At 68.4% G+C, this 19,201-nt stretch carries 21 protein-coding genes and 1 rRNA gene; 8 read left to right on the top strand and 14 right to left on the bottom strand.

Annotation, left to right across the window (positions count from 1 at the left end; genetic code table 11):
• Nucleotides 1-65: 65 nt before the first annotated feature.
• On the top strand, nucleotides 66-230 hold the full coding sequence (locus tag L5G28_RS13135) for a hypothetical protein (protein WP_237001905.1): 165 nt from the start codon (nucleotides 66-68) through the stop codon (nucleotides 228-230).
• A 210-nt stretch (nucleotides 231-440) separates the two neighbouring features.
• Nucleotides 441-809, top strand: a complete 369-nt coding sequence (locus tag L5G28_RS13140) for a hypothetical protein (protein WP_237001906.1) — start codon at nucleotides 441-443, stop codon at nucleotides 807-809.
• Here the strand turns inward: L5G28_RS13140 and L5G28_RS13145 are convergent.
• The 9 genes from L5G28_RS13145 to clpS form a co-directional block, all read right to left on the bottom strand.
• The gene (locus L5G28_RS13145) at nucleotides 743-1,180 is read right to left on the bottom strand and encodes a YlcI/YnfO family protein (RefSeq protein ID WP_237001907.1); all 438 of its coding nucleotides are present in this window, start codon (nucleotides 1,178-1,180) and stop codon (nucleotides 743-745) included. The genes L5G28_RS13140 and L5G28_RS13145 overlap by 67 nt on opposite strands.
• Complete coding sequence (locus L5G28_RS13150; protein ID WP_237001908.1) at nucleotides 1,177-1,467, bottom strand: transposase; 291 nt, start codon at nucleotides 1,465-1,467, stop codon at nucleotides 1,177-1,179. The genes L5G28_RS13145 and L5G28_RS13150 overlap by 4 nt, the downstream gene beginning before the upstream one ends.
• A 441-nt stretch (nucleotides 1,468-1,908) precedes the next feature.
• Nucleotides 1,909-3,291, bottom strand: a complete 1,383-nt coding sequence (locus L5G28_RS13155) for a GDSL-type esterase/lipase family protein (RefSeq protein WP_237001909.1) — start codon at nucleotides 3,289-3,291, stop codon at nucleotides 1,909-1,911.
• A 166-nt stretch (nucleotides 3,292-3,457) separates the two neighbouring features.
• Entirely contained in the window at nucleotides 3,458-4,231 is a 774-nt protein-coding gene (locus tag L5G28_RS13160) for a cyclic nucleotide-degrading phosphodiesterase (RefSeq protein WP_237001910.1), read from the bottom strand.
• A 105-nt stretch (nucleotides 4,232-4,336) separates the two neighbouring features.
• Nucleotides 4,337-5,131 (bottom strand): glutamate racemase, encoded by a 795-nt coding sequence (murI, locus tag L5G28_RS13165; protein ID WP_237001950.1) that lies wholly within the window; start codon nucleotides 5,129-5,131, stop codon nucleotides 4,337-4,339.
• Nucleotides 5,128-5,670 carry a rhomboid family intramembrane serine protease gene (locus tag L5G28_RS13170; RefSeq protein ID WP_237001951.1) on the bottom strand — a complete coding sequence of 181 codons (543 nt, stop codon included), beginning with the start codon at nucleotides 5,668-5,670 and terminating at the stop codon, nucleotides 5,128-5,130. Before L5G28_RS13170 ends, murI begins: the two co-directional genes overlap by 4 nt.
• Nucleotides 5,671-5,780: 110 nt before the next feature.
• A complete protein-coding gene (locus L5G28_RS13175) occupies nucleotides 5,781-6,902 on the bottom strand; it encodes a P1 family peptidase (RefSeq protein WP_237001911.1) in 1,122 nt (373 codons plus the stop codon).
• Entirely contained in the window at nucleotides 6,899-7,510 is a 612-nt protein-coding gene (aosR, locus tag L5G28_RS13180) for an oxidative stress transcriptional regulator AosR (protein WP_237001912.1), read from the bottom strand. Before aosR ends, L5G28_RS13175 begins: the two co-directional genes overlap by 4 nt.
• A 10-nt stretch (nucleotides 7,511-7,520) precedes the next feature.
• Entirely contained in the window at nucleotides 7,521-7,823 is a 303-nt protein-coding gene (gene clpS, locus L5G28_RS13185) for an ATP-dependent Clp protease adapter ClpS (protein ID WP_236997613.1), read from the bottom strand.
• A 19-nt stretch (nucleotides 7,824-7,842) separates the two neighbouring features.
• Here clpS and L5G28_RS13190 point away from each other — a divergent pair, with 19 nt between their 5' ends.
• Genes L5G28_RS13190 through glgB form a run of 4 tightly spaced genes read left to right on the top strand, consistent with a single transcriptional unit; the run spans nucleotide 7,843 to nucleotide 13,948 of the window.
• A complete protein-coding gene (locus L5G28_RS13190) occupies nucleotides 7,843-9,195 on the top strand; it encodes a nicotinate phosphoribosyltransferase (RefSeq protein WP_372477223.1) in 1,353 nt (450 codons plus the stop codon).
• Nucleotides 9,195-9,779 (top strand): isochorismatase family protein, encoded by a 585-nt coding sequence (locus tag L5G28_RS13195; RefSeq protein ID WP_237001914.1) that lies wholly within the window; start codon nucleotides 9,195-9,197, stop codon nucleotides 9,777-9,779. The genes L5G28_RS13190 and L5G28_RS13195 overlap by 1 nt, the downstream gene beginning before the upstream one ends.
• Entirely contained in the window at nucleotides 9,776-11,767 is a 1,992-nt protein-coding gene (locus L5G28_RS13200) for an ATP-dependent DNA helicase (protein ID WP_237001915.1), read from the top strand. Before L5G28_RS13195 ends, L5G28_RS13200 begins: the two co-directional genes overlap by 4 nt.
• A gap of 6 nt (nucleotides 11,768-11,773) precedes the next feature.
• Nucleotides 11,774-13,948 carry a 1,4-alpha-glucan branching protein GlgB gene (gene glgB / locus L5G28_RS13205; RefSeq protein WP_237001916.1) on the top strand — a complete coding sequence of 725 codons (2,175 nt, stop codon included), beginning with the start codon at nucleotides 11,774-11,776 and terminating at the stop codon, nucleotides 13,946-13,948.
• A 21-nt stretch (nucleotides 13,949-13,969) separates the two neighbouring features.
• Here the strand turns inward: glgB and L5G28_RS13210 are convergent, their stop codons facing one another.
• Genes L5G28_RS13210 through L5G28_RS13220 form a run of 3 tightly spaced genes read right to left on the bottom strand, consistent with a single transcriptional unit; the run spans nucleotide 13,970 to nucleotide 16,505 of the window.
• On the bottom strand, nucleotides 13,970-14,875 hold the full coding sequence (locus L5G28_RS13210) for a tetratricopeptide repeat protein (protein ID WP_236997661.1): 906 nt from the start codon (nucleotides 14,873-14,875) through the stop codon (nucleotides 13,970-13,972).
• A 56-nt stretch (nucleotides 14,876-14,931) separates the two neighbouring features.
• Nucleotides 14,932-15,306: a DUF3817 domain-containing protein gene (locus L5G28_RS13215; protein WP_237001917.1), complete on the bottom strand. Its 375-nt coding sequence runs from the start codon at nucleotides 15,304-15,306 to the stop codon at nucleotides 14,932-14,934.
• A 5-nt stretch (nucleotides 15,307-15,311) separates the two neighbouring features.
• Nucleotides 15,312-16,505, bottom strand: a complete 1,194-nt coding sequence (locus L5G28_RS13220; RefSeq protein WP_237001918.1) for an acetyl-CoA C-acetyltransferase — start codon at nucleotides 16,503-16,505, stop codon at nucleotides 15,312-15,314.
• Between the two features lie 56 nt (nucleotides 16,506-16,561).
• On the opposite strand from L5G28_RS13220, the gene mce reads away from it, so the two are divergent.
• A complete protein-coding gene (gene mce / locus L5G28_RS13225) occupies nucleotides 16,562-17,056 on the top strand; it encodes a methylmalonyl-CoA epimerase (protein ID WP_237001919.1) in 495 nt (164 codons plus the stop codon).
• A gap of 82 nt (nucleotides 17,057-17,138) precedes the next feature.
• Nucleotides 17,139-18,116, top strand: a complete 978-nt coding sequence (locus L5G28_RS13230) for a hypothetical protein (protein ID WP_237001920.1) — start codon at nucleotides 17,139-17,141, stop codon at nucleotides 18,114-18,116.
• An 8-nt stretch (nucleotides 18,117-18,124) separates the two neighbouring features.
• Here the strand turns inward: L5G28_RS13230 and nucS are convergent, their stop codons facing one another.
• Nucleotides 18,125-18,808, bottom strand: a complete 684-nt coding sequence (gene nucS, locus L5G28_RS13235; protein ID WP_236997622.1) for an endonuclease NucS — start codon at nucleotides 18,806-18,808, stop codon at nucleotides 18,125-18,127.
• 312 nt (nucleotides 18,809-19,120) lie between these two features.
• A 5S ribosomal RNA gene (gene rrf / locus L5G28_RS19565) occupies nucleotides 19,121-19,201 on the bottom strand; the annotation flags it as partial.

Consider the following 19,201-nt stretch of genomic DNA (forward strand, 5'->3'; position numbering starts at 1 on the left):
TGGATCGAAACCCAAAGCGGCGCGCTCACCCGCTGCCGTCGCCTCGACGCGCAGGAGCTGAGCCGATGACACGCACGAGGTCATCTACGAAGGCTGCTGGGTCGCGCTTCGAACGTGAGATCGCCGACTGCCTCGCTGCGCACGTCGACGACCGGATCGACCGCCGCGTCAAGAACGGAAGCCGCGACAAGGCGACATCGGCGGCGTGCGCCTGCACGGGCAGCGCGTAACTATCGAATGCAAGGACACAGCGCGACTCGACCTGGCCGCCCACGTTGACCGGCTAGCGTGCTCGCCGGACGCGGCGCTCGCCCTCGACGAGCCGACGACGGTGGCCCGGCGCAGACTCGAGACCATCGACCGTCCGCTGCCGCCGATCTACCGGGGCCGTGTCCGGCAGTCGTGGGCACCATGTCGCACGGCGCACCGCAGGTGTGTGGGTGCCGCTGTACGCAGCCCGCACCGAGCCGGGGGAGACAGTCACCGTCGGTGCCGACGTCGTGGTGTGCGTGCGATGCGGCACCACCCACGACGCTCGGGCACTCGAACAGAAGCTGCTCACCGAGCTGTCCGGCTACCTGATGCGCGCCGACGAGATTCAACGTGTGATGCGTGAGCTCGGGGAGCCGATCGCCAAGAGCACCTGGCACAACTGGCGGGCCAAGGGCAAGCTCCAGCCGAGGGCATGGCGGCACAACGGGCGCGTGCTCTCGCACTGGATCACCAGCGAGGACGAGAAGCTCTACCGTCTCAATGACGTACGGAGCCTACGGGAGGTCGGACTGTCAGCGACGACGGTCCTACGCTGACCTCCGGCGGGGCTGTCTTCGGTAGTCTCTTTGACGCGCACGATCAACGCAGGATCGTCGCGCAGCATAGCCAAGGTCTCGATCGCGTAGTCGATCTCTTCTGGTCCGACGTGATGACCTAGGACGTTCACGCGGTCAAGACTCTGCAGGAGAATGTCCCGGGCGACAGTAGAGACCGGCAGCTCACGCTCGGCAGCGATCGCCTCGATCGCGTCCATCTCGTCGTCGTTGAGCCTGACCTGCAGTGTACGAGCGCGGCCATGCCCGCGCGTGACCTTCACATCGTTGCGGACTACTCGGTCGGGGTTCTGTTCGATCTCGTCAGCTTCGGCGAGGGCCTGCTCGAGTCTGCCCATCTTCTTGGTGCTCATGCTGTCGATCCCTTCTGGTTGTCGTATTTGCGTCGAGCGGTGGAGTTGGCCAGCCACCCGTTGAGTCCGTACGTCGTGCCGTCCTCCTCGGTGGTGGTGATGACCACCACGAGGTCTCCGGCACCGGTGGACCATCCTGTCGTTCGGTCGCTGACCCCGGACTTGCTGGCTGGGTCGGGTACCTCGACCAAGGCATCCGGGTCGGCGAGCGCCTCGTTTGCCCAGGCGACCGTGATGCCATGCTTGGCTCGCATGTATTCGCCCCGGTGACTCCAGTCCACGTCCACGCCTCTAGTGTATTACAACTGTAGTACATACAGCTACATGCTTTCGGTCACGACCGCGTGCCTCCAACACGCCCGCCCGTGACTACCTGGCAGCCCAGGTCAGCAGGGGTTAGAACCAGAAGCGCAGCGACGCCCGCTGCTCAAATGAAGCCCGCACCAATCGGTGCGGGCTTCTCGTTGCACCCGTCGTCTCGTGTCCGCCGGTCCGTGTCCATGCTCAGGGGCACGCCGGGCAAGCCGTGTCATCTGTGCGGGCAGCCGATCGACTACGCGGCACCCGCGGACGCGAGGGTGACGTTCCCGGATCGGTCGCAGAAGTTCACGCAACGTCGCGCGCTGTCGGTCGCTCAACGGTGGGCGCTGTCAATCGACGTGCTCGCCTCGCTGCCGAGAGCGCATCCGACGCTTACTGGGGTGAGCCGCCGTTCTGAGCGCGGGTCATTACCGGAATCCAGATTCGAGGAGCGCCGCCTGGTCGGCGAGCGCGATCGCGAGACCCCCTGCAGTGGTCGGATGCAGCGGCGCGGCTCCGTCGATCGACTGCACGAACGGAGCCGTCGAACACACCCCGTGCCCGGCGAACGACGGCAGCGCCGTCTGGAACGACGACGCCCGCGCCCCCTCGGCGAGCACCGTGTTCAGCGACTGCAGCCAACCCCGCAGAACCTTCTCCTTCTCTTCGGTGATGCCGAGGTCGCGCACGCAGGCGGTGTCGTCCGACAGCGGATCGTAGTACTGGTTGATGACGACCGTCGGAGGGTTGGGCAACGACCGCAACTGGGTGAGCAAGACGAGATAGTCACGGGTGAACACCGACAACTGCTGCCGGAAGTACGCGTCCGTCGCGGCCCCGCCGCAGTCCGGCAGTGTCGCGCACAGACCGATCATCTGCGACCAGCGGACGTCGTTCGCGCCGACGCTGATGATCAGCGCGCCCGGTGCGTCGGCCAACGCCCGGGGCAGCTGTGGCGGCACCTCGTCGCCTCCGCGCTCCTGATCGCCGAGCAGCCCTTCTCGAATGGTGGCACTGCTGCAAGCCAGATTGGCCACCTCCCACCCGGTGGATCGGTCCAATGCGACGGCGAACGATCCGCTGGTCCGCTCGCAGGCGGAGTCCTCCCGCGTCGGCGCGGCCAACGCCGGATTGCCGATCCCGGCCGCTGTCGAGTCGCCGATCACCACGACCTTGCCCGCCACTCCGGTCGGCGTCTCGCGGGGTGCGGCCACGGCCGCCGGCGCGGCGCCGACGAGCGACGCGAGCGAATCGATGCCTCGTAGCTGGTCGGTGGTGGAGAACGCCGTCGACACGAACGCCCCGACGTTGACAGCCACCGCGAAGAGCGCCCCCACGGCGACGAACGCGATCGACGGTTTGAGCGACCGCCGCTGCCAGCCCGCGATCGCGCCGAGCAGCAGCACCGTCACCGCCGCGACGATGAGGACTTGCAGGATCAGATAGTTTCGCCAGCCACTGACGAGCGCATCCGTCAACTCCTGCTGCGCCGCCGACCGCGCGGACTCGTCGCTGTCGGGTCCGGCGAGATCGGTGAGCTGCCCGGTCAACTGCAGATCGGTCAGTTCGAGGCGCGGCCGGATCGGTCCGGAGAATTCGATAGTGGTCGGCAGCTCCTGCCCGAACAGATCCACTTCGCCCGGGCCGCTCCACGACAGTCCGCTCCACGATAAGGAGGGCTGCGTCGCACCCACACGGACCGTCTGCCCGACCGCCTCCACCGTCTGCATCGGGGTGACCCACAGTGCGACGGCTATCGCGATGGCGGTCGCGACGACGATCACGGCGACGTCCAACAATCGCTTGGCCATACATCGAGCATGTCACGCCCAGGGCGTGACAGCCGACCGCTCGCCCACGCCCAGGGCACGAGATTGTGCACAGGGTTGAGGCCTGAGCACAAAGTGATGCCCTGGGCAGGAACGATCACGCCCTGAGCGCAAACTACTCACGCCCAGGGCGTGATCCCCAGGCGTCTTACAGCGGCGGGCGGACCTCGATGACCTGTCCCTGGTGCACCAGTTGCAGCGGTCCAGGGTAGGCGGCGGACGCCTCGTCCAAGATGGCGTCGGCGTCGCTCCACGGGACGATGTGGGTCAAGGCCAGCGAGCGCGCCGAAGCGCGTGCGGCGACCTGGCCGGCTTCGGTCCCGGACAGGTGCAGCCCCATCGGCCGCGCGGCGGGCTCGTGAGTCCACGACGCCTCGCACAGGAACAGATCGCAGTCGCGGGCGAGCTCGACCACCTCGTCGCACACGCCGGTGTCACCGCTGTACGCGAACACTTCGCCGTCCGGTCCGGTGATGCGCAGACCGAATGTGCTCGGCGGATGGTCCACCTTGAACGGCTCGATGTGCAGACCGTGAATGTCGACCGCCGTCCGGTCCACCCATTCTCGGACGTCGTAGGTGTCGGAGATGTCGTCGACCTGCCCCGGGTACTCCGACGCCCCCGCACCGATGCGCAGCGCGGTGCCCGCCGGACCGTACAGGAGCGACCGTTCGGTCGCCATCTCCGGCGCCCACCGACGCCACACGAGCATCGCGGGCATGTCCATGCAGTGATCGGCGTGCAGGTGACTCAGCAGGACGGCGACGCGATTCGGATCGGCGTGCTGGAGCAGTTCGCCGAACACCCCGTGCCCGCAGTCGATCAGCACCGGCTCGTGGCCGTCGGCCTGAAGTAGATAGCCCGAGCACGCGGCACCGGGGCCGTTCACGCTCCCCGAACACCCGAGCACCGTCAATCGCATACAGCCCACTTTGCCATGCTCAACTCGGAATCAAGCATCGAACGGGGCGCGGGTGATCGACCGATTCGCGGCACACCTGAAGCGAGACAGATCACAGGAGACTCGTCAGAAGTGCGTCACATGGTTTATCTGCGGGCCGAGGAAGCGTCGCGACAACTTCGTGAACTGCTCCGGATCGCCTGTCGCAGAGAACAACCGGTGGGCTTCACGCCCGTCGTGCGGATTGAGCGACTCGGTCTCGGTCAACACCCGAAACGTGTCCTTCGCCGTCTCTTCGGCACTCGATACGAGGGTCACCTCGTCGCCCATCACCAGCTGAATGACGCCCGAGAGCAACGGGTAGTGAGTGCACCCCAGAACGACGGTGTCCACGCTCGCCTCCTGCAACGGCTCCAGATATCCCTGGGCCAATTGGAGGATCTGGCGTCCGCTGGTCACACCGCGTTCGACGAAGTCGACGAACCGCGGGCACGGGACGGCCATGATCTCCATGTCGCGGGCCGCCGCGAACGAGTCCTGGTAGGCGCGCGAGGCGATGGTCGCCTCCGTCCCGACGACACCGATCCTGCCGTTGCGAGTCGCCGCTACGGCACGTCGGACGGCGGGCAGGATCACTTCGATCACCGGGATCGGCGCGTACCGCTCCCGTGCGTCACGGAGCATCGCGGCCGACGCCGTGTTGCAGGCGATCACGATCGCCTTGACGCCACGCCGCATCAGTTCGTCGCCGATCGACAATGCGTGACCCCGGATCTCCGGGATCGTCAGCGGTCCGTAGGGACCGTTCGCCGTGTCGCCGATGTAGACGATGTCCTCGTCGGGCAGCAGATCGATCACCGCGCGCGCGACGGTGAGGCCGCCGACGCCGGAATCGAAGATTCCGATGGGTCCGTGGTTCAGGACAGTCCTCCCGGTTGGATGGCCTTCCGGCCGGTGGACGGCTTACCGGAAGCCGAGGTCGCGGTCATCCACGCCGCGAGCACGCCGCCGACGGCGCCGAACAGGTGCCCCTGCCACGACACGCCGGACGTCCCCGGCAACGCACCCCACAGGATGCCGCCGTAGACGACCAGGATGACGAGGCCGCCGACCACCTGCCACACGTCACGATTGAACAGGCCGCGCACGATCAAGAACGTCAACCATCCGAAGACGATTCCCGAGGCGCCGACCGTGATCGACATCGACGGGGACGTCAACCACACTCCGAGCCCAGACACCACCCACACGACGGCGGTCACCAGTAGCGCACGACCACTCAACAGGACGAAGAACCCGAGTACCAAGCCCGGAATGAGGTTCGAGATCAGGTGAGCGAAGTCAGCGTGCAGGAACGGCGCCCAGACGACTCCCGGCAGACCCGACCACGTGCGCGGCACGATGCCGTGTGTGTCGAGGCGACCGTCCATCACGACGTCGAGCAGCTCGACGGCGAACATGATCGCCGTGACGACCGCCAGGACGATGACGATCTGCAACCAGCGGTCCCAGGGTCTCGACGCCGCTCGGCCGGCAGAGTGGTCCGCGAACGGATCCGGCAGGTTCGCGGTCACTCGTCTCCAGCCCCGAACGCGAAGCCGCCTGCGAACGCTGATGCGACGACGTCGCGGTATGACGGGATCCCGGCCACGGTGCGCGCGGTCACGACGGCCGCGACGATGGCCCGTTGGACGACCGTCGCGGACGCCTCAGCCAGCGCGGCGACGACGGCGATGTCCGACTCCATGCCGGACGGGATGTCGACGGCGGCGTCCGGGTCGGCGATCCGCGCACCGGTCGCGACCGCGAACAGCGTGTCGCCGTCGAGCGGCGAGTGGGCAGGTCGGACGGCGCGGGCGATCCCGTCGTGCCCGGACATCGCGAGCCGGCGCACGGCGGGCACCGACAACGTCGCATCGGTGGCGACCACGCCGATCGTGGTGTTCAGGACGGTGCCCTTCGCTTCGAGCGCCCGCAGCCGGGTCAACTCGGCGACGGCAGGCGGCCGCAGCCCGTGGTGGGCGAGGTCTTCGGCACCCCACGGCAGCCCGGTCTGCGGGTCGACCACCTGGCCGACGGGGTTCGCGACGACGAGGGCTCCGACGGTCAGCCCCCGTGCGGGCCCGTCAGTCACCGTGATCGACGCGGTCCCCACTCCGCCTTTGAGTACCCCGGCGCGCGCGCCCGCGCCCGCACCGACGGAGCCGACCGCGAACTCGGTTCCCGCCGCGGCGAGCGCACGCTCCCCGAACTCCGCGTCCGGTCGGTTCTCCCACCCGCCGACGGGCAGATCGAAGATGACCGCTGCGGGCACGATCGGCACCACGTGGCCTTGACGGTCCATCGGCAGCCCGATGCCCGCCGATTCGAGTCCGCGCATCACGCCGTCCGCCGAGGACAGTCCGTACGCGCTGCCGCCGGTCAACACGACGGCGTCGGCGCCGCGCACGCTGTTGCCCGGTTCGAGCAGATCGGTCTCCCGCGTGCCCGGACCGCCGCCGCGCACGTCGACCGCGCATGTCGCCCCGCTCGGGACGGTCACGACGGTTGCGCCGGTCGCCCAGCCCGCCCCGGGCTCGGTAGCCGTCCCGACCACGACCACGTCGTCGATCAAATGGTGGTGTCCGACGCCGATTCCGGCGACGTCGGTGATCCGGTTCCCCGGTTGCGCGACGGGCAGTCGATCGGTCATTCGGGGACGTCCCAGTCCGACTGCGTCCACTCGTCTGACATCAACGCTTCGACGAGCAGCCCCTGCACCACCGACAGCCAGTCGTACACGTCACGGTGCGCGGCTTGCGGATGGTCGGGCGGCAGCCGCATCGGCTCGTCGTCGATGCCGAGCATCGCGCCGAGCGCCAACCGCACGTCGGTGAGCGCCGACAGCCAGCGGTCGGCTTCCGCTTCGGTCAGCCGGATGTCGCCGCCACCGGGAGGCAGGGTGTCCAGGACGGTACGTGCCGCGTCGAGTTTGGCGTCGATGATGTGGGGTTCGTTGACGCTTCGGAGTCCGCCGTTGAGGTCCGAGGCCACCGATGCGGCGGTCAACTCGTCCTCCTGGTCGGGGCGATGGAAGTCGGGCAGGAGCCGTCCCAGCGTCACGTCTTCCGGCGCACGCGAATGGCCGGTGGCGATGCCGGTGAGCGCCGACAACTCGTCACTCGGCGCCGAGTCCCCGCGTTCGACGAGCAACTCGGAGATCGACTCGACCATGGAGGCGAGCAGTTGGCACTCGTAGGTCTCCAGGTTCGAGCAGATCCGCACCTGTGTGCCGGTCCCGGTCCGACGCCACGTCCTCATCGGGGTCGCCTCACGAGTCGTGCTGCATCGTCGCCCACAGACCGGCCGCATGCAGCTTGCGGACGTCGATCTCGATCTTGGTGCGGTCGCCCGAGGAGACGACCGCCTTGCCCTCGTTGTGTACCTGCATCATGAGTTCGCGTGCTCGCGCCTCCGAATATCCGAACAGCTTCTGAAAGATGTACGCCACGTAGTTCATGAGGTTCACCGGGTCGTCCCAGACCACGGCCACCCACGGTCGGTCCGTCACGACCTCGGGTTCTGCCACCGCGGTACCGGTGCTCGTGCCCGGCGTCGACTCATCGCGCACCATGAGTAATAGGGTAGCGAATGTGACCGGTACCGCGCTGCTGACAGACCAGTACGAACTGACCATGATCTCCGCCGCCATCAAGGCCGAGCGCGCAGATCGTCAGTGCGTGTTCGAGGTGTTCGCCCGACGACTCCCCGACGGCCGGAGGTACGGCGTCGTCGCCGGCACCGGCCGTGTCCTGGAAGCTCTCGAGGAGTTCCGCTTCTCCGGCGACGAGATCTCCGCCCTGCGCGGCATCGTCGACGAGCCGACCCTCGACTGGCTGGCCGACTACCGTTTCTCCGGCGACATCGACGGCTACCGAGAGGGCGAGCTCTACTTTCCCGGCTCCCCCATCATGACCGTGCGCGGCGGCTTCGCCGAAGGCGTCGTCTTGGAGACGGTGATCCTGTCGATCCTCAACCACGACAGTGCGATCGCCTCGGCTGCCGCCCGCATGGTGAGCGCGGCCGCCGGTCGACCGATCATCGAGATGGGTTCGCGGCGCACCCACGAGCGGGCCGCGGTGGCCTCAGCGCGCGCCGCCTACCTCGCGGGACTGACCGCGACGAGCAACCTGGAAGCCGCCCGCACCTACGGTGTCCCGAGTGCTGGCACCGCGGCACACGCCTTCACCCTGTCGTTCGCGACGGCCGACGGCAGCGATGAGAAGGCCGCGTTCGCCGCGCAGATCGACGCACTCGGCACCGGGACGACGCTGCTCGTCGACACCTACGACATCCGGCAGGGCGTCGAGAACGCGATCGCCGTCGCGGGACCTGAACTCGGCGGTGTCCGCATCGACTCCGGCGACCTCGGCGTCCTCGCGCGCCAGGTCCGCGCCCAACTCGACGGCCTGGGCGCCACCTCCACCCAGATCGTGGTCTCCGGCGACCTCGACGAGTACGCGATCGCGTCTCTGCGGGCCGAGCCCGTCGATACCTACGGCGTCGGCACCGCGCTGGTCACCGGCAGCGGCGCACCGACCGCGGGCATGGTGTACAAGCTGGTCGAGGTGGACGGCGTCCCGGTCGCCAAACGCTCGAGCCGCAAAGAGAGTCACGGCGGGGCCAAGCGCGCACTACGCGCCGCGCGTGACACCGGCACCATCGTCGAGGAGATCGTGGTGACCGGCGGGGGTATCGCAGACGGGGATGTGGCGGATGAGGGTGTGGCAGGCTATTGGGCTGTCGACGGACTCGGTAGCCTCAAGGCCAGGGATCTACAGATCCCGCTGGTGCGCGGTGGGCGCGCCGTCGACGACGTTCCGACGCTCGCCGACGCCCGCGAGCATCTCGCACGCGGCCTCGTCTCCCTGCCGTGGGAGGGCCTGGGCCTGAGCCATGGCGATCCCGCCGTCGGCACCCGCTACATCACGCGACCGGAGAAATGATGTCCACCCACCGAGCCCTGATCGTCGTCGATGTGCAGAACGACTTCTGCGAGGGAGGGTCACTCGCCGTCATCGGCGGGGCCGCAGTCGCAGCCGGTGTCAACACGATCACCAGCGACTACTCGACCGTCGTCGCCACCCGCGACTACCACATCGATCCCGGGTCACACTTCTCCGACGATCCGGACTTCGTCGACTCGTGGCCACCGCACTGCGTGGCGCGTACCGACGGTGTCGGCTTCCATCCGACGCTGGACACCGAACCGTTCCAAGCCGTCTTCGACAAGGGCGCCTACTCGGCCGCCTACTCCGGTTTCGAGGGGGCCGACGTCCACGGGACGTCGCTCGCCGACTGGTTGAGCGCCCGCGAGATCACCGCGGTCGACGTCGTCGGCATCGCGACCGATCACTGTGTGCGCGCCACCGCCGTCGACGCGGCGCGCCTCGGCCTGCACACCCGCGTCCTGCTCGACTTCACCGCGGCCGTCGCCGAAGCGACCACCACGACCGCCCTGCACGAACTCCGGGAGGCGGGCGTCGAGGTGACCGGGACGCTGCTGCACACCGGCACGCCTGCCGCGTGAGCGTCCCCGAGGTCCCCGAGCTCCTCGACCACGCGGTCGCCGCGCTCGGCGGCACCCGACGCGACGGACAGGTGACGATGGCGACCGCCGTCGCCTCAGCGATCGAGGACGCCGAGCATCTGGCCGTGCAGGCGGGCACCGGCACCGGCAAGTCGTTGGCGTACCTGGTCCCGTCGATCCGGCACGCCGTCGAATCGAACGAGACGGTGGTCGTCTCGACGGCGACCATCGCGCTGCAACGCCAGTTGACCGAACGCGACCTGCCGCGGCTGGCGTCGGCGTTGGCTGAACCGATCGGTCGCGAACCCAAGTTCGCGATCCTCAAGGGCCGCGCCAACTATCTGTGCTTGAACAAAGTGCACACGGGTGTCGCGGACGAACCCGACACCGAACTGTTCGACGCCTTCGAGCTGTCGCGGACCGGCCGTGAGGTGACGCGTCTGCGCGAGTGGACCTCCGACACCGAGACCGGCGACCGCGACGACCTGCCGCAAGGCGTGTCAGACCGCTCGTGGCGTCAGGTGAGTGTGACCTCCCGAGAGTGTCTCGGCGCCAACGCCTGCCCGTACAGCGAAGACTGCTTCGCCGAGATCGCCCGGCGCAAGGCCGGGGCGTCCGACGTCATCGTCACCAACCACGCGATGCTCGCGATCGACGCGATGAGTCCGGCGACGATCCTGCCGGAACACAAAGTGGTGGTGATCGACGAGGCCCACGAACTGGTCGACCGCATCACGTCGGTGACCACCGAAGAGATCTCCGCCGCGGGCGTCACCCTGGTGGCCCGCCGCCTCGGCAAGCTCGTCTCCGACGAGACGGCCGACGCGCTCGTCGGCGCGGGCGAGCAGCTCGGCATCCTCCTCGAGGAGTCGCAGAATGGCGAGTGGACCCGTCTGCCGAACGGTGCAGGCGAGATCTTCGCCTCCCTGCGTGACCGGCTGTGGAACGCGCGCAGCGAGATCGGACCCGCCAAACCCGGCACGGACCCGGAGGCCGCGGCCGCCCGCCAGATGGCGATGTCGGCGACCGACTCGCTCCACGACACCGTGGTCCGCACCCTCACCGTGTTCGGCGAGGCAGACATCACCAAGCGGTTCGACGTCGTCTGGAAGGCGGTCGACGACTTCCGCAACAACACGCGCCACACGCTGCGGATCGCCCCGCTGTCGGTGGCCGGCCTGCTGCGGACGTCGCTGTTCACTGACTCGACGGTCATTCTCACGTCTGCGACATTGACGCTCGGCGGCAACTTCGACGCGCTCGCGCGCACATGGGGCCTGCCACCGCACGGGGACGTCAACGACGATGGGGCACGCGGGAACGGCTGGCGCGGACTCGACGCGGGCTCGCCGTTCGACTTCCCGAAGGCGGCGATCCTGTACGTCGCCGACCGCCTGCCGCCACCCGGCCGCGACGGGATCGCGGCGGCGACGCTCGACCAGATGGTCGAGATGATGACCGCCGCAGGCGGACGGACCCTCGGTCTCTTCTCGTCGATGCGGGCCGCGAAGGAGGCCTCCGAGAAGCTGCGCGAACGTGTCGACTTCCCGATCCTGTGCCAGGGCGACGACGCGACGTCGACGCTCATCAGACGGTTCGCCGACGACGAGGCGACGTGCCTGTTCGGCACGCTGTCGCTGTGGCAGGGCGTCGATGTTCCCGGGCCGTCGCTCCAGTTGGTGATGATCGACCGCATCCCGTTCCCGCGGCCCGACGATCCGCTCCTGTCGGCACGCCAACGCGATGTGGACGCCAGGGGCGGCAACGGATTCCTCACCGTGTCGGCGAATCACGCAGCCCTGCTGCTGGCGCAGGGCGCGGGTCGTCTCCTGCGGTCGACGGCCGACCGCGGCGTGGTCGCCGTCCTCGATCCCCGGCTCGCCACCGCCCGCTACGGCGGATACCTGATGGCGGGCCTGCCACCGTTCTGGAAGACGCGCGACAAGGGCGCCGTCGTCGCCGCGCTCCGACGGTTGACCGCGGGATAGCCGGGCGTGGATTCGATCGCACGACTGTTGGCGGGCACGCATCCGAGCCCGCAGACGGTGCTCGGCGCGCACGACGGCATCGTCCGCGCACTGCTGCCCGGAGCGCGCGGCGGCCACATCGTCTCGTCGGACGGGAGCCGTGAGCCGCTGCGCCACGTCGACGGCCCGCTGTTCACAGCGGACCGCCCAGATTTCCCCCGCACCGATCTCCCCTGCACCGACTACTGGTTCTCGGTCGACTACGGCGACGTCACGGTGGACGTCGACGATCCGTATCTGTTCGGTCCGCGGTCGAGCGCGGCCGAGCGCGTCGCGATCGGGGCGGGCCCGGACGGCGTCGTCGACGTGCTCGGCGCGTTCGCCCGCCGTCGAACCACAGCGTCGGGTCGCCAGGTATCCGGCGTCGACTTCGCCGTGTGGGCGCCCAACGCGCGAGGCGTCGCCGTCTTCGGCGACTTCGACGCGTGGGGTGCGCAGCAGTATCCGATGTCCCGTCGCGACGGCGTGTGGGAGTTGTTCGTGCCGGGCGCTTCCGTCGGTGACCGGTACAAGTATCGGGTCGTCGGAGCCGACGGGTTGATCCGCGACAAGGCCGATCCCCTCGCCCATCGAACACAGTGTCCACCGGAGACCGCGTCAATCGTCGACGCCCCGTCGCAGTACGCGTGGTCGGACGCCGACTGGATCACCGACCGGGAGCTGGCCGACCCGGTCCGCCGCCCGCTGAGCGTCTACGAGGTGCACCTCGGGTCGTGGCGCCCGGGTCTGGACTATCGGCGTGCCGCACATCTGCTCGCCGACCATGTGACCGAACTGAACTTCACCCATCTGCAACTGCTGCCGCTCACCGAGCACCCGTACGGGCCGTCGTGGGGGTATCAGGTCGGCTCATTCTTCGCACCGACCGCACGGTTCGGTGCGCCCGACGATCTGCGGTACCTCGTCGACCACTGCCACCGGCGCGGACTCGGGGTGATCCTCGACTGGGTGCCCGCGCACTTTCCGAAGGACCCGTTCGCGCTCGGCGAGTTCGACGGCACCCCGCTCTACGAGCACGCCGACCCGCTGCGGCGCGAACAACCCGATTGGGGAACGTACGCATTCAATCTGGGGCGCGACGAGGTGCGCAGCTTCCTGCTGGCGAGCGCCCGCTACTGGTGCGACGAGTTCCATGTCGACGGGTTGCGCGTGGACGCCGTCGCCGCCATGCTCTACCGCGACTACTCGCGGGGTCCGGGCCACTGGCGGCCCGCGCCCGACGGCAGTCACCGCAACGAGGAGGCCGTCGACTTCCTGCGCGACCTCACCGACTTGGTCCGCGGCGATCATCCGGGTGTGCTGATGATCGCCGAGGAGTCGACGGCGTGGCCGGGCGTGACCTCACCGACGGCCGACGGCGGGCTGGGTTTCGACTTCAAATGGGACCTCGGCTGGATGCACCGGACCCTCGACTACCTCGGGACCGAACCCGCCGACCGAGGCGGGCAGAACCCGGCCCTGCTCGACTCGTTGACCGGCGCCGTCCGCGAACGCTACGTGCTGCCGTTGAGCCATGACGAGATGGTGCACGGTAAAGGCACGCTCACCACGCGGATGCCGGGCGACGACCGGGCGCGTGCCGACCACGTGCGCGCGCTCCTCGCCTACCAGTGGGCGCATCCCGGGAAGAACCTGCTCTTCATGGGCCAGGAATTCGGTCAGGTCGGCGAATGGTCCGATCATCTCGGTGTCGACTGGGGTGCGCTCCACGGCGACGACGGGCCCGTCCACCGCGGGATCGCACGTCTGGTCAGCGACCTCGGCCGACTCATGCGGGCCAGACCCGCCCTGTATCGCGGTGATGCCGATGCCGCCGGTCTGGACATCCTCGACACGAACGACACGGAGCACGCCGTCGTCGCGTTCGTGCGCTGCGACCCCGACGGGGACGATCTCGTCGCATGCCTGTTCAACTTCTCCGACGACGATCTCCCGGACTACCGGATTGGGCTGCCGGTCGCGGGACGCTGGCGCGAGATCCTCAACACCGCCGCCCTCGACTATCGCGGGTCGGGCGTCGGCAATCTCGGCGCCGTCCACGCGTACCCGCAGCCCAGTCACGGCCGCAGCGCCAGCGCCTGGGTGGCCCTGCCCGCTCGCTCGTCGGTCTGGCTCGCGCCCGACAACGACGTTCAGCACTAGTGTCGCGCCCGGTCTGACTACTCAGTAGAGCGCGGCGGCGAGCTTCCGGCGAGCCGAGACCACGAAGGGCTCCGCGGGGTCGAAGAGCTCGAAGAGCTCCAACAGGCGGGTGCGTGCGCGGGCCTTGTCGTCGCCGTCAGCGGAGCGAACGACGTCGATGATCCGATCGAAGGCCTGCTCGGGACGTTGACCGAGCAGCAGGACGTCGGCGGCCGCGAACTGGGCGTCGATGTCGCCGGGTTGCGCGGTCTCCAAGATCGTCGGGTCGTGTTCCTGCGCGCGGATCATGAACTTCACGTTCCGCGCCGCCGACGCGGCCTCCGTGTTGGTCGGCTCCAACGCGACGATCGCCTCGTAGGCGGCGAGTGCGCCGTCGAAGTCGCCGGAGTTCAACAGTTCTTCGGCGGCCACCATACGCGGATCGTCTTCCGGCTCGGGCTCGTCGACACCCGCGTCGGGGGCCGGGATGCCCATCTTCGAGGTGACCTCGTCGAGCCACGCACCGACCTGTTCGAGCGGCTGCCTGCCGTCGAACGCCGACACCGGCTGCCCGCCCGCGAGCGCGATCGCGATCGGCACCGACTGCGCGCCGAACGCCTGCGCGATCCGCGGAGCGACGTCGACGTCGACGCGCGCCAGCGTCCATGCACCTGCCGCACGTGCCGCGAGCTGTTCCAGGAGCTGAGCCAGCTGGACGCTCGGTTCGCTCCACCCCGCCCACAGGAGAGTGATGACGAGTTGACTGTCCGACCGCGCGACGACATCGGACTCGAAGGTCGCCTCGGTGACGTCGATGATCGACGCCCCCTCGGGGGGCGGGCCGGGAGCCTGCTGCTCGGCGCCCGGCTGCGGGGCGGGCGCTGCGGCCCGCGCCCGCTGAGCCTCGGCACGTTCTTTCAGAACGGACAGATCGACGGCACCCGACATGGCGCCTGCCTGCTGCATGGCCGCTGCTGCGGTCTGCCTGCGGTTCATAGGACTGCTCACACTGTCAGTTTGTCACGGTCGGCTTCATCGCCGCCACGTGCGTTCGCATCGTGCGACAGTTCACCCAGGTGCCCGTTGCGGCGGGCCCACACCTCGAACCAGACCGTGAAGAACGGCGGAATCGACGCGAGGCCGGCGAGAATGAGGGTTTTGATGTTCCACTTCAACGCGATCGCCGCCCACACGGTGACGATCAGGTAGATGACGAACGCGGCGCCGTGCGCCATTCCGGGATACCGCACCGCGGAATCGATGCCGCCCCCGTACTTGAACGCCATGCCGATGAGCAGCGCGGCCCAGGTGATGGCTTCGACGACGGCGAAGAAGCGGAAGCACTTCGCGGGAGTGGTGAGAGTGAAGAAGTCTTTCATGCCGATCACGCCTTCGGGACGCGCACGATGAGCGCGTCTCCCTGGCCGCCTGCGCCGCACAGTGCGGCAGCGCCGACCCCGCCGCCGCGGCGGGCGAGTTCGAGTGCCAGGTGCAGCGTGATGCGAGCGCCGGACATGCCGATCGGGTGGCCGAGCGAGATCGCACCGCCGTTGACGTTGACGATCTCGGGGTCGACGCCGAGAGACTTGGTCGACGCGAGGCCGACGACGGCGAACGCCTCATTGAGCTCCAGCAGATCGAGATCGGCGGGCGTGATGCCCTCCTTCGCGCACGCCTTGAGGATGGCGTTGGCCGGCTGCTCCTGCAGCGACGAGTCCGGGCCCGCGACGACGCCGTGGGCGCCGATCTCGGCGAGCCAGGTGAGACCCAGCTTCTCGGCCTTCGCCTTGCTCATGACCACGACGGCGCACGCACCGTCGGAGATCTGCGACGCGTTGCCCGCAGTGATCGTTCCACCCTTGGCGAATGCGGGGCGCAGCTTGCTCAACGACTCGACGGTCGTGTCGGCGCGGACCCCCTCGTCGGTGGTGAAGGTGACCGGGTCGCCCTTGCGCTGGGGGATCTGGACCGGAACGATCTCATTGTCGAAGACGCCGTTCGCAGCGGCAGCGGCGGCCAACCGGTGGCTGCGTGCGGCGAACTCGTCCTGCTGTTCCCGAGTGAAGCCGTCGGTGGCGTTGTGCTCCTCGGTGAGGCCGCCCATCGGCTGGTCGGTGAAGACGTCGTGCAGCCCGTCGTACGCGGTGTGGTCGACGAGCTCGGTGTTGCCGTACTTGAAGCCGCCGCGGCTCCCCGGGAGCAGATGCGGCGCCTGCGTCATCGACTCCTGGCCGCCCGCGACGACGCAGTCGAACTCTCCGGCGCGGATGAGTTGGTCGGCGAGAGCGATGGCGTCGATGCCCGACAGGCACATCTTGTTGATCGACAGCGCCGGGACGTCCCAGCCGATGCCCGCCTTGACCGCCGTCTGGCGGGCGGGCATCTGCCCGGCGCCCGCGGTGAGGACCTGGCCCATGATCACGTAGTCGACCTCTGCGGGATCGACGTTGCCACGCTCGAGTGCGCCCTTGACAGCGACGGCGCCGAGGTCGACACCGGAGTGTCCCTTCAGCGTTCCCATGAGGCGTCCCAGCGGCGTGCGAGCGCCCGAGACGATGACGGTGGTGTTGTCGGACATTCAGCCAACTCCTAGTCGAAAACAGTGCATAGTCCCCTCCAAGCTACCGTTAGGGAATGAGTAACTCTGCATCCGAGCATGTGAACAGCACCACCTCTGACGACGGCGCATTGGCCTCGGTCGGCGACCTCGTCGTCGGCATCGACCACGTCGGCATCGCCGTCGCCGACCTCGACGCGTCCGCCGCCTGGTACCGCGACAACTTCGGCTTCGAGAATCTTCACGAGGAGATCAACGAAGAGCAGGGCGTCCGCGAGGCGATGGTCGGCCCGCGCGGCGGTACCGGCGCACTGATCCAGCTTCTCGCCCCGTTGAACGAGGAGTCGACCATCGCGAAATTCATCGACCGCAACGGTCCGGGACTTCAGCAGATGGCGGTGCGGGTCACCGACCTCGATGCGATCACGACGCGTCTGACCGATGCAGGCGTGCGTCTGCTCTACCCCACGGCCAAGCGCGGCACCGCCGATTCGCGGATCAACTTCGTGCACCCGAAAGACGCGGGCGGGGTCCTCCTCGAACTCGTCGAACCCGCAGCTGACGCGCACTAGCATCCCGGCTTCTACCAAACTGTGCGAGGACACGGGGCGGCGGGTCCGGTAGTACCGGAGTTCGCCGCCCTACACTAGAGGCATGTCAACTCCTGGCCAGCGTCAGAGCCCGTTCCCGATCGTCATGCGCGGGTACGACCGCGATCACGTCACCGACCACATTCGACGGCTCGACGCCGAGCTTCAGATGATGGCCGCCGATCGTGACTCCGCGCACGCGAGCGCCGACGACCTGCACGAACGCCTCGAGCAGGCTCGCGCCCAGATGCACGGTCTTCAGCGGGAGGTCGACACCCTGTCGGTGCCGCCGACCACCGTCGCCGGGATGAGCGACCGTGTGTCCCGGATGCTTCAACTCGCCACCGACGAAGCCGCCGAACTTCGTGCGAACGCCCGTGACGAGGCTGCGGAGACGTTGAGCGTCGCCCGTCAGAACGCCCAGCAGGAGCGGGACGACGCGGCGGCCGCCGCGGAGCGCACGAAGGAACTCGCGCAAGAGCACTCCGACTCCCTCATCACCGACGCCGAGCGACGCGCCGCCGACATCGACGCCGAGGCCGACCGAATCCGACGAGAGGCCGAAGCCGCTCTCGACGACGCGCGTCGTCGCGCCCAGGAAATCGTCGCCGACGCGGAGGCGGAGGGTGCGCGACTGGGCGGCGCCGCGCATTCGGTCGCGATGAGTCGGCTCGCGCGCTCGCGCGAACTGGCGGGCGCCGCTCACGACGCGCACGGCCAGATCCTCGACCACTTGGACGCTCTGCGCCAGCATCTCACCGACCTGCCCGAGGCGCTCGCGCTGTCGGGCGACGAACGGGATCTGGTGGCGATCGACGAATCCGACGATCTGGATCTGCTCAACCGGACGTTGTCGGGCCGTGACCGCTTCACCGCGGGCGATCAGCCGGACGCCGACACCCCGGCCACTCAGTCGACCGATGTGCTCGACGCCGTCGACGACGAATACTCGATCGACGACTACGACAAGGACCGCTACGGCCCGTCTGGGCGTGACGAGAAGGCGCCGAGCGACGACGGGCACCGCACGGCCAGCGCCTGAGTCGAGAGTCAGAACAGCCTGAACTCGGTGCTCTCAGTACCGCGGAGCTGATCGTAATCCAGTGTCACGCAACGGATTCCACGATCGGTTGCCAGGGTCCGCGCTTGCGGTTTGATGACCTGCGCCGCGAAGACTCCCGCGACGGGCGCGAGGGTCGCGTCACGGTTGAGCAAGTCCAGGTATCGAGTCAGCTGCTCGACGCCGTCGATCTCGCCGCGTCGCTTGATCTCGACGGCGACCGTGCCGCCGTCCGCGTCGCGGCACAGGATGTCGACCGGCCCGATGGCTGTCATGTACTCGCGGCGAATCAGCGTGTACCCCTCGCCGAGAGTCGTGACGTGTTCGGCGAGCAACTCCTGCAGATGGGCTTCGACACCGTCCTTCACGAGCCCGGGATCTAACCCCAACTCGTGCGACGAGTCGTGCTCGACCGAGGCCACGGTGATCCGCAGTTGCTCGCCAGCCTTATTCGTCACCACCCACACCGCTTGCGCGTCGCTGCCCTCGGGCGCCGCCTCTTCGGACAGCCAGCAGGGCGGGCTCATCCAGTTGAGCGGCTTGAACGCGCGATCGTCCGCATGGATGCTCACCGAACCGTCCGACTTCACGAGAATCAGACGCTTCGCCATCGGCAGGTGCGCGGTCAGACGGCCGACGTAGTCGACCTGGCATTCGGCAATCACGAGTCTCACACTCGCCGAGTGTAGGCGATGCCTACGACATCACGGACGTGCGGGGACCATCGCGGACAACAAGGCGTCCAACTGCGCGGTCTACTCCAGGGCGTACGCGGCGTACCGCCGCTCCGCGCCGGCGGGCAGGCGACCATCCTCGGACGGTGCAAACCCGTCTGTGGTCCGGCGCCATGGCCGACTACCTCAACTGGACTGCATAGTCTATCGGCGACCGCTCGCCCACGACGCGCGAGCGCCGAGATAGAGGTAAGCGCCGAGATAGGGTTAGAGCCCCCAACACGTGGTGTTGGGGGCTCTAACTCGGGTTTAGTTCGGCGGTGTCCTACTCTCCCACACTGGTTAGGGTGCAGTACCATCGGCGCTGGAGGGCTTAGCTTCCGGGTTCGGAAT

This window comes from Gordonia liuliyuniae (genome assembly GCF_021739025.1).
In the GTDB taxonomy this organism is placed as follows: domain Bacteria; phylum Actinomycetota; class Actinomycetes; order Mycobacteriales; family Mycobacteriaceae; genus Gordonia; species Gordonia liuliyuniae.